The 12,951-nt window shown below is 57.3% G+C and carries 13 protein-coding genes; all 13 read left to right on the forward strand.

The annotated features are described in order from the left end of the window. Positions 1-2: 2 nt before the first annotated feature. The 13 genes from G9Q84_RS21390 to glmS all read left to right on the forward strand — a co-directional run bounded on the left by G9Q84_RS21390 (position 3) and on the right by glmS (position 12,454). On the forward strand, positions 3-875 hold the full coding sequence (locus G9Q84_RS21390) for a ParB/RepB/Spo0J family partition protein (protein ID WP_016970690.1): 873 nt from the start codon (positions 3-5) through the stop codon (positions 873-875). A 148-nt stretch (positions 876-1,023) separates the two neighbouring features. After that, a complete protein-coding gene (locus G9Q84_RS21395; protein WP_010565865.1) occupies positions 1,024-1,431 on the forward strand; it encodes a F0F1 ATP synthase subunit I in 408 nt (135 codons plus the stop codon). 16 nt (positions 1,432-1,447) lie between these two features. Then, positions 1,448-2,317 carry a F0F1 ATP synthase subunit A gene (gene atpB / locus G9Q84_RS21400; RefSeq protein ID WP_017736231.1) on the forward strand — a complete coding sequence of 290 codons (870 nt, stop codon included), beginning with the start codon at positions 1,448-1,450 and terminating at the stop codon, positions 2,315-2,317. A 133-nt stretch (positions 2,318-2,450) separates the two neighbouring features. Beyond that, positions 2,451-2,708, forward strand: a complete 258-nt coding sequence (gene atpE, locus G9Q84_RS21405; protein WP_002555987.1) for a F0F1 ATP synthase subunit C — start codon at positions 2,451-2,453, stop codon at positions 2,706-2,708. 56 nt (positions 2,709-2,764) lie between these two features. Further along, a complete protein-coding gene (locus G9Q84_RS21410) occupies positions 2,765-3,235 on the forward strand; it encodes a F0F1 ATP synthase subunit B (RefSeq protein ID WP_008439543.1) in 471 nt (156 codons plus the stop codon). Positions 3,236-3,247: 12 nt separating this feature from the next. Further along, positions 3,248-3,784, forward strand: a complete 537-nt coding sequence (locus G9Q84_RS21415) for a F0F1 ATP synthase subunit delta (protein WP_032885165.1) — start codon at positions 3,248-3,250, stop codon at positions 3,782-3,784. Positions 3,785-3,805: 21 nt separating this feature from the next. Further along, the gene (atpA, locus tag G9Q84_RS21420) at positions 3,806-5,350 is read left to right on the forward strand and encodes a F0F1 ATP synthase subunit alpha (RefSeq protein ID WP_003177064.1); all 1,545 of its coding nucleotides are present in this window, start codon (positions 3,806-3,808) and stop codon (positions 5,348-5,350) included. Between the two features lie 50 nt (positions 5,351-5,400). Next, positions 5,401-6,261 carry a F0F1 ATP synthase subunit gamma gene (gene atpG / locus G9Q84_RS21425; protein ID WP_010565870.1) on the forward strand — a complete coding sequence of 287 codons (861 nt, stop codon included), beginning with the start codon at positions 5,401-5,403 and terminating at the stop codon, positions 6,259-6,261. Between the two features lie 27 nt (positions 6,262-6,288). Beyond that, complete coding sequence (gene atpD / locus G9Q84_RS21430) at positions 6,289-7,665, forward strand: F0F1 ATP synthase subunit beta (protein WP_003177062.1); 1,377 nt, start codon at positions 6,289-6,291, stop codon at positions 7,663-7,665. Positions 7,666-7,709: 44 nt separating this feature from the next. Beyond that, positions 7,710-8,126: a F0F1 ATP synthase subunit epsilon gene (locus G9Q84_RS21435; RefSeq protein WP_032885166.1), complete on the forward strand. Its 417-nt coding sequence runs from the start codon at positions 7,710-7,712 to the stop codon at positions 8,124-8,126. A gap of 122 nt (positions 8,127-8,248) precedes the next feature. After that, positions 8,249-9,616 (forward strand): bifunctional UDP-N-acetylglucosamine diphosphorylase/glucosamine-1-phosphate N-acetyltransferase GlmU, encoded by a 1,368-nt coding sequence (glmU, locus tag G9Q84_RS21440; RefSeq protein ID WP_181644049.1) that lies wholly within the window; start codon positions 8,249-8,251, stop codon positions 9,614-9,616. A gap of 227 nt (positions 9,617-9,843) precedes the next feature. Next, positions 9,844-10,611 (forward strand): DeoR/GlpR family DNA-binding transcription regulator, encoded by a 768-nt coding sequence (locus G9Q84_RS21445; protein WP_024078249.1) that lies wholly within the window; start codon positions 9,844-9,846, stop codon positions 10,609-10,611. A 10-nt stretch (positions 10,612-10,621) separates the two neighbouring features. After that, positions 10,622-12,454 carry a glutamine--fructose-6-phosphate transaminase (isomerizing) gene (gene glmS, locus G9Q84_RS21450; protein ID WP_032885169.1) on the forward strand — a complete coding sequence of 611 codons (1,833 nt, stop codon included), beginning with the start codon at positions 10,622-10,624 and terminating at the stop codon, positions 12,452-12,454. The last annotated feature ends 497 nt before the right edge of the window (positions 12,455-12,951 follow it).

Genomic DNA, 12,951 nt, shown 5'->3' on the forward strand with positions numbered 1-12,951 from the left:
CCATGGCCGTCAAGAAACGAGGTCTCGGACGTGGACTGGATGCACTGTTGAGTGGTCCGACCGTCACATCGCTTGAAGAACAAGCGGTGCAGGCCGACGAGCGCGAGCTGCAGCACCTGCCTCTGGACTTGATCCAGCGCGGCAAATACCAGCCACGCCGTGACATGGATCCCCAGGCGTTGGAAGAACTGGCCAATTCGATCAAAGCTCAAGGCGTGATGCAGCCGATCGTAGTGCGCCCGATTGGTGGCGGTCGTTTTGAAATCATCGCCGGTGAACGCCGCTGGCGCGCCAGTCAGCAGGCCGGCAAAGAGACCATTCCCGCGATGGTGCGTGATGTGCCTGATGAAACGGCGATCGCCATGGCGTTGATCGAGAATATTCAGCGCGAAGACCTCAATCCGATCGAAGAAGCGATCGCCTTGCAGCGCCTGCAGCAGGAATTCCAGCTGACGCAGCAGCAAGTGGCCGAAGCGGTGGGTAAGTCCCGCGTCACCGTGTCCAACTTGCTGCGCCTGATCGCTTTGCCGGAAGTCATCAAGACCATGTTGTCCCATGGCGATCTGGAAATGGGCCACGCCCGTGCTTTGCTCGGTTTGCCGGAAAATCAACAAGTTGAAGGGGCGCGACACGTTGTCGCACGAGGGCTTACCGTTCGTCAGACTGAGGCCCTGGTTCGCCAGTGGCTGAGCGGCAAACCTGCACCGGTCGAAACGGCCAAACCTGATCCGGATATCGCGCGTCTCGAGCAGCGCCTGGCCGAGCGCCTGGGCTCTGCGGTACAAATTCGCCACGGCAAGAAAGGCAAAGGGCAATTGGTCATCGGATATAACTCCCTTGATGAGCTTCAGGGTGTCCTTGCCCACATCCGCTGAAACATTTGCTTATGTAGCGTGTGATCGGAAATCACTACCCGGCAGTTGAATAGGGGCAGAACCGCCCCTATACTCTGCGCGCATTTTGTCGGCACAAATTATGCCAAGTTATTGATTTCCGGCAGCCGACTATTGAGGAGCAAGAGTGATGGAAACCCGCACGCCAAACACGTTGCCCTTCCATCGCTTGGCTGTTTTTCCGGTTTTATTGGCTCAATTTGTCATTTTGCTAATCGCCGCATTGGCGCTTTGGTACTGGCATGGAGTCGTAGCCGGATATTCGGGACTTTGCGGAGGCCTGATAGCCTTGCTGCCCAATATGTATTTTGCTCACAGGGCCTTTCGGTTTTCCGGCGCCCGAGCAGCCCAGGCTATCGTCCGGTCTTTTTATGCCGGCGAGGCGGGGAAACTGATTTTGACGGCAGTGCTGTTTGCACTGACCTTTGCAGGTGTGAAGCCATTGGCGCCGCTGGCTGTATTCGGCGTCTTCGTGTTGACCCAACTGGTCAGCTGGTTCGCTCCCCTGCTAATGAAAACAAGACTTTCGAAACCTTAGGGCGTTTGAGGCAACCATGGCAGAAACAACCGCTTCGGGCTATATCCAGCACCACTTGCAGAACTTGACCTTCGGTCAGCTTCCCAACGGCGGCTGGGGCTTTGCCCACTCCGCAGCAGAAGCCAAAGAAATGGGCTTCTGGGCTTTCCACCTGGATACTCTGGGCTGGTCGGTCGCTTTGGGTCTGATCTTCGTCCTAATTTTCCGCATGGCGGCGAAGAAGGCGACTTCCGGTCAGCCAGGTGCTTTGCAGAACTTCGTTGAAGTATTGGTCGAATTCGTCGATGGCAGCGTGAAAGACAGCTTCCATGGCCGTAGCCCGGTGATTGCACCGTTGGCACTGACCATCTTCGTCTGGGTGTTCCTGATGAACGCCGTCGACTTGATCCCGGTTGACTGGATTCCTCAGTTGGCCATGGCGATTTCCGGCGACCCGCATATTCCATTCCGTGCCGTATCGACCACTGACCCGAACGCTACCCTGGGCATGGCCCTGTCGGTATTCGCGCTGATCATTTTCTACAGCATCAAGATCAAGGGCATCGGCGGCTTCATCGGCGAATTGACCCTGCATCCGTTCGGCAGCAAGAACATCTTTGTTCAAGCCCTGCTGATCCCGGTGAACTTCCTGCTGGAATTCGTGACCCTGATCGCCAAGCCGATCTCCCTGGCCCTGCGACTGTTCGGCAACATGTATGCCGGCGAGCTGGTGTTCATTCTGATCGCTGTGATGTTCGGCAGCGGCCTGCTCTGGCTTAGCGGCCTGGGCATTGTTCTGCAGTGGGCGTGGGCTGTGTTCCACATCCTGATCATCACCCTGCAGGCCTTCATCTTCATGATGCTGACCATCGTCTACCTGTCGATGGCGCACGAAGAGAACCATTAAGACCAGTCTCGACTAGTCTGATGTCCTTCCCGGTGAAACGGGAAGGTGGCCCACCAGGGCTATGAAACGATTTGTTTTACCGCTTTAAAATCTAAAAAACCTAAACCATACGACGTAAAAGTCGGGAGGAAAGATGGAAACTGTAGTTGGTCTAACCGCTATCGCTGTTGCACTGTTGATCGGCCTGGGCGCCCTGGGTACTGCCATTGGTTTCGGCCTGCTGGGCGGCAAATTCCTGGAAGGCGCAGCGCGTCAGCCAGAAATGGTTCCAATGCTGCAAGTTAAAATGTTCATCGTCGCCGGCCTGCTCGACGCCGTGACCATGATCGGTGTTGGTATCGCTCTGTTCTTCACCTTCGCGAACCCTTTCGTTGGTCAACTCGCCGGTTAATCACTCGTCTTTTCGAGTGATTGGTGTGTTGTGCAACGAATGAGCGAGGTATTGGCGTGAACATTAATGCAACCATTATTGGTCAGTCCTTAGCGTTCTTGATTTTTGTCGTTTTCTGCATGAAGTTCGTATGGCCTCCGGTCATCGCAGCTCTGCACGAACGTCAGAAGAAGATCGCGGATGGACTGGACGCTGCAGCACGAGCAGCTCGCGACCTGGAGTTGGCCCAAGATAAAGCGGGTCAACAACTGCGCGAAGCGAAAGCTCAAGCAGCCGAAATCATTGAGCAAGCCAAGAAACGCGGTAACCAGATCGTTGAAGAGGCTGTTGAAAAAGCCCGTATCGACGCTGACCGTGTGAAGGTTCAGGCTCAGGCCGAGATCGAGCAGGAACTGAACGGTGTCAAAGACGCGTTGCGTGCCCAACTGGGTGCTCTGGCCGTCGGCGGTGCTGAGAAGATCCTGGGTGCCACAATCGATCAAAACGCGCACGCGGAGCTGGTTAACAAACTGGCTGCTGAAATTTAAGCGAGGGCGATCATGGCAGAATTGACCACGTTGGCCCGACCTTACGCTAAGGCAGCCTTCGAGCACGCCCAGGCCCACCAGCAGCTGGCCTCTTGGTCAGCCATGCTCGGCCTGGCTGCAGCAGTGTCGCAAGACGACACCATGCAGCGCGTGCTCAAGGCCCCGCGACTGACGAGCGCAGACAAGGCCGCCACTTTTATTGAAGTGTGCGGCGACAAGTTTGATGTGAAAGTGCAGAACTTCTTGCACGTCGTTGCCGAAAACGACCGTCTCCTGCTTCTGCCGGAGATTGCCGCTCTGTTCGACCTGTACAAGGCCGAGCAAGAGAAATCGGTAGACGTTGAAGTCACCAGTGCTTTTGCATTGAACCAAGAACAGCAAGACAAACTCGCCAAGGTTCTCAGTGCACGACTCGACCGGGAAGTGCGCCTGCAAGTTGCGGAGGATGCCACCCTTATTGGTGGTGTCATCATTCGCGCCGGCGACCTGGTTATCGATGGCTCGATTCGCGGCAAACTCGCGAATCTTGCCGAAGCATTGAAATCTTGAGTTTGAAGGGGCAGCAGAGCAATGCAGCAACTCAATCCTTCCGAAATAAGTGAAATTATCAAGGGCCGCATCGACAAGCTCGATGTGACCTCCCAAGCCCGTAACGAAGGCACTGTCGTCAGCGTATCTGACGGCATCGTGCGGATTCACGGTCTGGCCGACGTTATGTACGGCGAGATGATCGAGTTTCCGGGCGGCGTCTACGGTATGGCCCTCAACCTGGAGCAAGACTCCGTAGGTGCCGTTGTATTGGGCGCATACACCAGTCTGGCTGAAGGCATGAGCGCCAAGTGCACAGGCCGCATCCTGGAAGTTCCGGTTGGTAAGGAACTGCTGGGTCGCGTAGTCGACGCACTGGGTAACCCTGTTGACGGTAAAGGTCCACTGGGCAACACCGAGACCGACGCGGTCGAGAAAGTTGCTCCAGGCGTGATCTGGCGTAAGTCGGTAGACCAGCCTGTACAGACTGGCTACAAGGCTGTCGATGCCATGATCCCTGTCGGCCGTGGCCAGCGTGAGCTGATCATCGGTGACCGTCAGATCGGTAAAACCGCTCTGGCAATCGACGCGATCATCAACCAGAAGAACAGCGGCATTTTCTGCGTCTACGTAGCTATTGGTCAGAAGCAATCGACCATCGCCAACGTGGTTCGCAAGCTGGAAGAAAACGGCGCCCTGGCCAACACGATCATCGTGGCTGCCAGTGCTTCGGAATCTCCTGCGCTGCAATTCCTGGCACCGTACTCCGGTTGCACCATGGGTGAATTCTTCCGCGACCGCGGTGAAGACGCGCTGATCGTTTATGACGATCTGTCCAAGCAAGCGGTGGCTTACCGCCAGATTTCCCTGCTGCTGCGCCGTCCACCAGGCCGTGAAGCTTACCCAGGCGACGTGTTCTATCTCCACTCCCGTCTGCTGGAGCGTGCATCCCGCGTTTCCGAAGAGTACGTAGAGAAGTTCACCAACGGCGCAGTGACCGGCAAAACCGGCTCCCTGACCGCTCTGCCGATCATCGAAACCCAGGCTGGCGACGTTTCCGCGTTCGTTCCGACCAACGTGATTTCCATCACCGACGGTCAGATCTTCCTGGAATCGGCCATGTTCAACTCGGGCATCCGCCCTGCAGTGAACGCCGGTGTTTCGGTATCCCGTGTGGGTGGTGCCGCTCAGACCAAGATCATCAAGAAGCTCTCCGGTGGTATCCGTACCGCTCTGGCTCAGTACCGTGAATTGGCGGCATTCGCCCAGTTCGCTTCTGACCTGGACGAAGCGACCCGTAAGCAACTTGAGCATGGTCAGCGCGTTACCGAGCTGATGAAGCAGAAGCAATACGCCCCAATGTCGATCGCTGACATGGCGTTGTCGCTGTATGCCGCTGAGCGTGGGTTCCTGACCGACGTTGAAATCGCCAAGGTCGGCAGCTTTGAACAAGCGCTGATTGCTTACTTCAACCGCGATCACGCCGAATTGATGGCGAAGATCAACGTGAAGGGTGACTTCAATGACGATATCGACGCTGGCATGAAAGCCGGTATCGAGAAGTTCAAGGCCACCCAAACCTGGTAAGCCGCAGCGGGAGCCGCAAGGCTCCCGCTTGCTAACCTGATAGGTGTTACATGGCAGGCGCAAAAGAGATTCGCAGTAAGATTGCGAGCATCAAAAGCACGCAAAAAATTACCAGCGCCATGGAAAAAGTGGCGGTAAGCAAAATGCGCAAGGCACAAATGCGCATGGCTGCTAGCCGTCCTTATGCGGAGCGTATCCGCCAGGTAATTGGGCATCTGGCCAACGCCAACCCGGAATACCGCCACCCGTTCATGATCGACCGCGAAGTTAAGCGTGTGGGTTATGTGGTAGTGAGCAGTGACCGTGGTTTGTGCGGTGGTTTGAATACCAACCTGTTCAAGGCCCTGGTCAAGGACATGGCGGTAAACCGCGAAAACGGCGTCGAGATCGATCTGTGTGTTGTTGGTAGCAAGGGTGCGGCCTTTTTCCGTAACTTCGGCGGTAACGTCGTTGCAGCTATCAGCCACCTGGGTGAAGAGCCGTCGATCAATGATTTGATCGGCAGTGTGAAGGTGATGCTGGATGCGTACCTGGAAGGCCGGATTGACCGCCTCTCCGTGGTATCCAACAAGTTCATCAACACCATGACCCAGCAGCCAACCGTGGAGCAATTGATTCCACTGGTGGCGACTCCGGATCAGGAACTCAAGCACCACTGGGACTACCTCTACGAACCAGACGCCAAAGAGCTGCTTGACGGCTTGATGGTGCGCTACGTGGAGTCGCAGGTGTACCAGGCGGTGGTCGAGAACAACGCAGCTGAACAAGCGGCGCGGATGATCGCGATGAAAAACGCTACCGATAACGCCGGTGATCTGATCAGCGATTTGCAGCTGATCTACAACAAGGCGCGTCAGGCTGCGATCACCCAAGAGATCTCGGAAATCGTCGGCGGCGCTGCCGCGGTTTAACGGTTCAAATATTCAGAGGATCCAGCTATGAGTAGCGGACGTATCGTTCAAATCATCGGCGCCGTTATCGACGTGGAATTTCCACGCGACAGCGTACCGAGCATCTACAACGCGCTGAAAGTACAAGGCGCGGAAACTACTCTGGAAGTTCAGCAGCAGCTGGGCGACGGCGTAGTTCGTACCATTGCGATGGGTTCCACCGAAGGCTTGAAGCGCGGTCTGGACGTAATCGACTCTGGCGCAGCCATCTCCGTACCGGTCGGTAAAGCGACTCTGGGCCGGATCATGGACGTACTGGGCAACCCGATTGACGAAGCTGGTCCGATCGACACCGAAGAGCGCTGGGGCATTCACCGTCCAGCACCTTCGTTCGCGGAACAAGCTGGCGGCAACGACCTGCTGGAAACCGGCATCAAGGTTATCGACCTGGTTTGCCCGTTCGCCAAGGGCGGTAAAGTCGGTCTGTTCGGTGGTGCCGGTGTAGGCAAGACCGTAAACATGATGGAACTGATCCGTAACATCGCCATCGAGCACAGCGGTTATTCCGTGTTCGCTGGTGTGGGTGAGCGTACTCGTGAGGGTAACGACTTCTACCACGAGATGAAGGACTCCAACGTTCTGGACAAAGTGGCACTGGTTTACGGTCAGATGAACGAGCCGCCGGGAAACCGTCTGCGCGTAGCACTGACTGGCCTGACCATGGCCGAGAAGTTCCGTGACGAAGGTAACGACGTTCTGCTGTTCGTCGACAACATTTACCGTTACACCCTGGCCGGTACTGAAGTATCCGCACTGCTGGGCCGTATGCCTTCCGCAGTAGGTTACCAGCCGACCCTGGCTGAAGAGATGGGCGTTCTGCAAGAACGTATCACTTCGACCAAGGAAGGTTCGATCACTTCGATCCAAGCGGTATACGTACCTGCGGATGACTTGACCGACCCATCGCCTGCGACCACCTTCGCCCACTTGGACGCCACCGTCGTTCTGTCCCGTGACATCGCTTCCCTGGGTATCTACCCAGCGGTCGATCCACTCGACTCGACTTCGCGCCAGCTGGACCCGAACGTGATCGGCCAGGAGCACTACGACACCGCTCGCGGCGTTCAGTACGTGCTGCAGCGTTACAAAGAACTGAAGGACATCATTGCGATCCTGGGTATGGACGAGCTGTCGGAAGCCGACAAGCAGTTGGTAAACCGTGCTCGTAAGATCCAGCGCTTCTTGTCGCAGCCGTTCTTCGTGGCTGAAGTCTTCACCGGTGCTTCGGGTAAATACGTTTCCCTGAAAGACACCATTGCTGGCTTCAAAGGCATCCTCAACGGTGACTACGACCACCTGCCAGAACAAGCGTTCTACATGGTCGGCGGCATCGAAGAAGCGATCGAGAAAGCCAAGAAACTGTAATCCAGGCGCCCGGAAACGGGCGCTCATCAGGTTGAGGCAATCAGATGGCTATGACAGTCCATTGCGATATCGTCAGCGCGGAAGGGGAAATCTTCTCCGGTCTGGTAGAAATGGTGATTGCACACGGCGAACTCGGTGACCTGGGTATTGCCATGGGCCACGCGCCGTTGATCACCAGCTTGAAGCCAGGTCCGATCACTCTGACCAAGCAAGGCGGGGAACGTGAGGTGTTTTACATCTCCGGTGGTTTCCTTGAGGTTCAGCCGAACATGGTCAAGGTACTTGCCGACACCGTGCAACGTGCTGGCGATCTGGATGAAGCCTCCGCTCAGGAAGCCGTCAAGGCTGCTGAGAAGGCCCTGAACGAAAAGGGTGCGGACTTCGACTACAGCGCTGCTGCTGTACGTCTGGCCGAGGCTGCAGCTCAGCTGCGCACGCTCCAGCAGATCCGCAAGAAGTAAGCGGCTACGCCGTGATGCTTATGCGCGATTGATTAAAAAGGGTAGCCTCGGCTACCCTTTTTCTTTTTTAGCAAAACACATCTTTGGTCTGAAGACGGACCGTCCAGGATTGGTAGCCATTAATGTCTCTTGAAATCGTCATTCTCGCCGCAGGCCAGGGCACCCGCATGCGCTCGGCCCTGCCCAAGGTGCTGCACCCGGTGGCCGGCAACTCCATGCTTGGCCATGTTATCCACAGCGCCCGGCAGTTGGACCCACAACGCATCCACGTAGTGATCGGCCACGGTGCCGATGCAGTGCGTGAGTGTTTGGCTGCGGATGACCTGAATTTCGTATTGCAGGACAAACAACTGGGGACCGGCCACGCCACCGCGCAAGCTGTGCCGTTCATTACCGCTGACACCGTGCTGATCCTCTACGGCGACGTGCCGCTGATCGAAGTGGAAACCCTGCAACGCCTGCTTAAGCACGTAGTGCCTGGTCAGATGGGCCTGCTCACCGTGGAACTGGAAGACCCCACCGGCTACGGACGCATTGTGCGCAATGCCGATGGCAAGGTCGCGGCCATCGTTGAGCACAAGGACGCCAGCGAGGCCCAACGTGCCATCACTGAAGGCAATACCGGTATTCTCGCCGTCCCTGGCAACAAGCTCGCCGACTGGATGAGCCGTCTGTCCAACAACAACGCTCAGGGTGAGTACTACCTCACCGACGTGATTGAGATGGCCGTGAGCGATGGCCTGCTGGTAGCTACCGAGCAGCCCCACGACCCTATGGAAGTGCAGGGCGCCAACGACCGCAAGCAGTTGGCCGAACTGGAGCGTCACTACCAACTGCGAGAAGGTCGCCGCCTGATGGCTGAGGGAGTGACCCTGCGCGACCCTGCGCGTTTTGACGTACGCGGTGAGGTCACCGTGGGGCGCGACGTGCTGATTGACATCAACGTGATCCTCGAAGGTCGCGTAATCATCGAAGACGACGTAGTCATCGGCCCGAACTGCGTGATCAAGGACAGCACCCTGCGCAAGGGCGTGGTGATCAAGGCCAACAGCCATATCGACGGCGCGGTGATGGGCGAGGGCAGCGATGCTGGCCCGTTTGCTCGGTTGCGTCCGGGCACTGTGATGGGGGCCAGGGCGCATGTCGGCAACTTCGTCGAACTGAAAAATGCACGAATGGGCGACGACGCAAAGGCCGGCCACCTTGCCTACCTCGGCGATGCGGTGATCGGTGCTCGCAGCAACATCGGCGCTGGCGCAATCACCTGCAACTACGACGGCGCCAACAAGTACCAGACCACTATTGGCGAGGACGTATTCATTGGCTCGAATAACTCGCTGATTGCGCCAGTGACGATCGGTGATGGTTCGAATACTGCCGCCGGCTCAACCATCAACCAGGATGTGGATAAATCCCAACTGGCCGTAGCTCGGGCCCGCCAACGCAATATCGACGGCTGGAAACGCCCGGTCAAAATCAAAAAGACCTGAGTTATCCACAGCCTCATCAGCAGTGCTATCCAAATGTGGGAGGGGGTTTGTCCCGATGGCGGATTTTCAGTCAATGTTCTAGTCGACTGATCGACTGCAATCGGGGGCAAGCCCCCTCCCACATTTGGCCTGCGTTGTTTGAAGAATCTGTTCCAGACGCTTGACGATATAGTCCTAATAGGTTTTGATTGCCTTCGTTATCTTTCGAAACGAAACTTATCAATACCATGTCGAAACGAAATACACCCCAACGACGCCACAACATCCTGACCTTGCTCAACGAACAGGGCGAAGTCAGCGTGGACGAATTGGCCAAGCGTTTCGAAACCTCGGAAGTCACTATCCGCAAGGATTTGGCCGCCCTAGAAAGTAACGGCCTGTTGCTGCGCCGCTACGGTGGTGCGATCACCATGCCTCAGGAACTGGTAGGCGATCCTGCCCAACCGATCTCGGCCTATAAGCGTGCGATCGCCCGTGCTGCCGTGATGCGTTTGCGGGAACACGCCCGCATCATCATCGACAGCGGCAGCACCACCGCCGCCATGATCCCGGAACTGGGCCACCAGCCCGGACTCGTGGTCATGACCAACTCCCTGCACGTAGCCAGCGCCTTGAGCGAATTGGAACACGAGCCGGTGCTGTTGATGACCGGCGGCACCTGGGACCCGCATTCGGACTCGTTCCAAGGCCAGGTCGCCGAGCAGGTGTTGCGTTCCTACGACTTTGATCAACTGTTCATCGGCGCCGACGGCATCGATCTGCAGCGTGGCACTACCACCTTCAACGAATTACTGGGTCTGAGCCGTGTGATGGCCGAGGTCGCCCGTGAAGTGGTGGTGATGGTCGAATCCGACAAGATCGGCCGCAAGATTCCCAACCTGGAACTGCCCTGGAGCAGCGTCCATACCCTTATCACCGATGATCGCCTGCCGCTTGAGGCCCGCGACCAGATCCAAGCCCGCGGCATTACGCTGATATGCGCGGCAATCATCTAGGAGAAGCACCATGTGTGGAATTGTTGGCGCAGTCGCCGAACGTAACGTTACCGCCATTCTGATCGAAGGCCTCAAGCGCCTTGAATACCGTGGCTACGACAGCGCCGGCGTGGCCGTCTTCACCAACGCCGGCAAGCTTGAGCGCATGCGTCGCCCGGGCAAGGTCAGTGAGTTGGAGCAGGCCCTGGCCGGCGAACCGCTGGTAGGTCGTTTGGGGATTGCCCACACTCGCTGGGCCACTCACGGCGCACCGTGCGAACGTAACGCCCACCCGCACTTTTCCGGTGACCTGGCCGTGGTGCACAACGGCATCATCGAAAACCACGAAGTGCTGCGCGAACAGCTCAAGAGCCTGGGGTACGTGTTCACCTCAGACACCGACACTGAAGTCATCGCCCACCTGCTCAATCACAAGCTCAAGGACCACAGCGACCTGACCACCGCCCTCAAGGCCACGGTCAAGGAACTGCACGGCGCCTATGGCCTGGCCGTCGTCAGTGCCAGCCAACCGGACCGTGTGGTAGCCGCCCGCAGCGGCAGCCCGCTGGTGATCGGCCTGGGCCTGGGCGAGAACTTTCTCGCTTCCGACCAACTGGCCCTGCGTCAGGTCACCGACCGATTCATGTACTTGGAAGAAGGCGATATCGCCGACATACGTCGTGAAAGCGTGGCGATCTGGGACGTTAACGGTAATTCCGTCGAACGCGAAGCCGTGCAATACCGCGACGGCGCCGAAGCGGCCGATAAAGGCGAATACCGCCATTTCATGCTCAAAGAGATCCACGAGCAACCTGCCGTGGTCCAGCGCACGTTGGAAGGTCGACTGAGTCAGAGCCAAGTGCTGGTCAACGCGTTCGGCCCCCAGGCCGCCGAGCTGTTCGCCAAAGTGCGCAATGTGCAGATCGTCGCTTGTGGCACCAGCTACCACGCCGGCATGGTTGCCCGTTATTGGCTGGAAGACCTGGCTGGCATCCCGTGCCAGGTCGAAGTCGCCAGTGAGTTCCGCTACCGCAAGGTGGTGGTGCAGCCCGATACCCTGTTCGTGACTATCTCCCAGTCCGGCGAAACCGCCGACACCCTGGCCGCGCTGCGCAACGCCAAAGAGTTGGGCTTCCTCGCCAGCCTGGCGATCTGCAACGTCAGTATCAGCTCCTTGGTACGTGAGTCCGACCTGACCCTCCTGACCCAGGCGGGTCGCGAAATCGGCGTAGCTTCCACCAAAGCCTTCACCACCCAACTGGTTGGTTTGTTGCTACTGACCCTGTCCCTGGGCCAAGTGCGAGGCACCCTGGCCGAAGGTGTTGAAGCTACCTTGGTGGAAGAATTGCGCCGCCTGCCGACTCGCCTGGGCGAAGCACTGGCCATGGACAGCGTCGTGGAAAAAGTCGCCGAGCTGTTCGCCGACAAGAACCACACCCTGTTCCTTGGCCGTGGCGCGCAGTACCCGGTGGCGATGGAAGGTGCCCTCAAGCTCAAGGAAATCTCGTACATCCACGCCGAAGCCTACCCGGCCGGCGAGCTGAAACACGGCCCGTTGGCCCTAGTGGATGACGACATGCCGGTGGTCACTGTGGCGCCGAACAACGAACTGCTGGAAAAGCTCAAATCCAACCTGCAGGAAGTACGCGCCCGTGGCGGCCAACTGGTGGTATTCGCCGACGAGAAGGCGAGCATGATCAATGGCGAAGGCACCCACGTCATCAACATGCCGCACATCAACGACACCTTGTCGCCGATCCTCTACACCATCCCGCTGCAGCTGCTGTCGTACTACGTGGCCGTGCTCAAGGGCACTGACGTAGACCAGCCGCGTAATTTGGCCAAGTCGGTGACAGTCGAGTAATACCTCGCTCACCTGGAGGCCCATCGGTGGATTTAGAGAATTAAAACTGTCGCAAGATAATTAAAACTGTCGCAAGTATTTTTTGATAAAAAAGTCGGTAACAACCGAAATTAAGCAGGTGACAAGCCTCAACAGGGCGTAAAATCGAGGTCCACGCAGGCTACGCTGTTGGCGCCGACGCCGAATTGATCCAGTTGCCGATATGTCACTGACCCAGTCTGTTCCTCGCAAAACATTGCTTTTGCTGAATTTGGGCAGATTGGAGGTGGGTCAGTCTTGCGTCAGCACGTGGGTCAATTTGGCGTCGGCGCCAACACAGAGTGCTCAGATGCAGTCTTCATGACTCGAACAGGGCCGATGCTGCGAGGAGACGGAGAACGGTTTGATGAAAGTTTTGGTGCTGATGTGATTTTGACCCAGACTGCTAATTTTTACTGACCCATATTCTGCCTTCTGCGGCACCGCAGGGAGGGCATTCTCGAACCGTTGGTTGGGTC

The sequence above is a fragment of the Pseudomonas sivasensis genome (assembly GCF_013778505.1).
GTDB lineage: Bacteria > Pseudomonadota > Gammaproteobacteria > Pseudomonadales > Pseudomonadaceae > Aquipseudomonas > Aquipseudomonas sivasensis.

What these genes read in the sequence shown, in the direction of transcription:
- G9Q84_RS21390 (WP_016970690.1), top strand. Translation starts at nt 3, where the DNA reads ATGGCCGTCAAGAAACGAGGTCTCGGACGTGGACTGGATGCACTGTTG.
- G9Q84_RS21395 (WP_010565865.1), top strand. Translation starts at nt 1,024, where the DNA reads ATGGAAACCCGCACGCCAAACACGTTGCCCTTCCATCGCTTGGCTGTT.
- atpB (WP_017736231.1), top strand. Translation starts at nt 1,448, where the DNA reads ATGGCAGAAACAACCGCTTCGGGCTATATCCAGCACCACTTGCAGAAC.
- atpE (WP_002555987.1), top strand. Translation starts at nt 2,451, where the DNA reads ATGGAAACTGTAGTTGGTCTAACCGCTATCGCTGTTGCACTGTTGATC.
- G9Q84_RS21415 (WP_032885165.1), top strand. Translation starts at nt 3,248, where the DNA reads ATGGCAGAATTGACCACGTTGGCCCGACCTTACGCTAAGGCAGCCTTC.
- atpA (WP_003177064.1), top strand. Translation starts at nt 3,806, where the DNA reads ATGCAGCAACTCAATCCTTCCGAAATAAGTGAAATTATCAAGGGCCGC.
- atpG (WP_010565870.1), top strand. Translation starts at nt 5,401, where the DNA reads ATGGCAGGCGCAAAAGAGATTCGCAGTAAGATTGCGAGCATCAAAAGC.
- atpD (WP_003177062.1), top strand. Translation starts at nt 6,289, where the DNA reads ATGAGTAGCGGACGTATCGTTCAAATCATCGGCGCCGTTATCGACGTG.
- G9Q84_RS21435 (WP_032885166.1), top strand. Translation starts at nt 7,710, where the DNA reads ATGGCTATGACAGTCCATTGCGATATCGTCAGCGCGGAAGGGGAAATC.
- glmU (WP_181644049.1), top strand. Translation starts at nt 8,249, where the DNA reads ATGTCTCTTGAAATCGTCATTCTCGCCGCAGGCCAGGGCACCCGCATG.
- G9Q84_RS21445 (WP_024078249.1), top strand. Translation starts at nt 9,844, where the DNA reads ATGTCGAAACGAAATACACCCCAACGACGCCACAACATCCTGACCTTG.
- glmS (WP_032885169.1), top strand. Translation starts at nt 10,622, where the DNA reads ATGTGTGGAATTGTTGGCGCAGTCGCCGAACGTAACGTTACCGCCATT.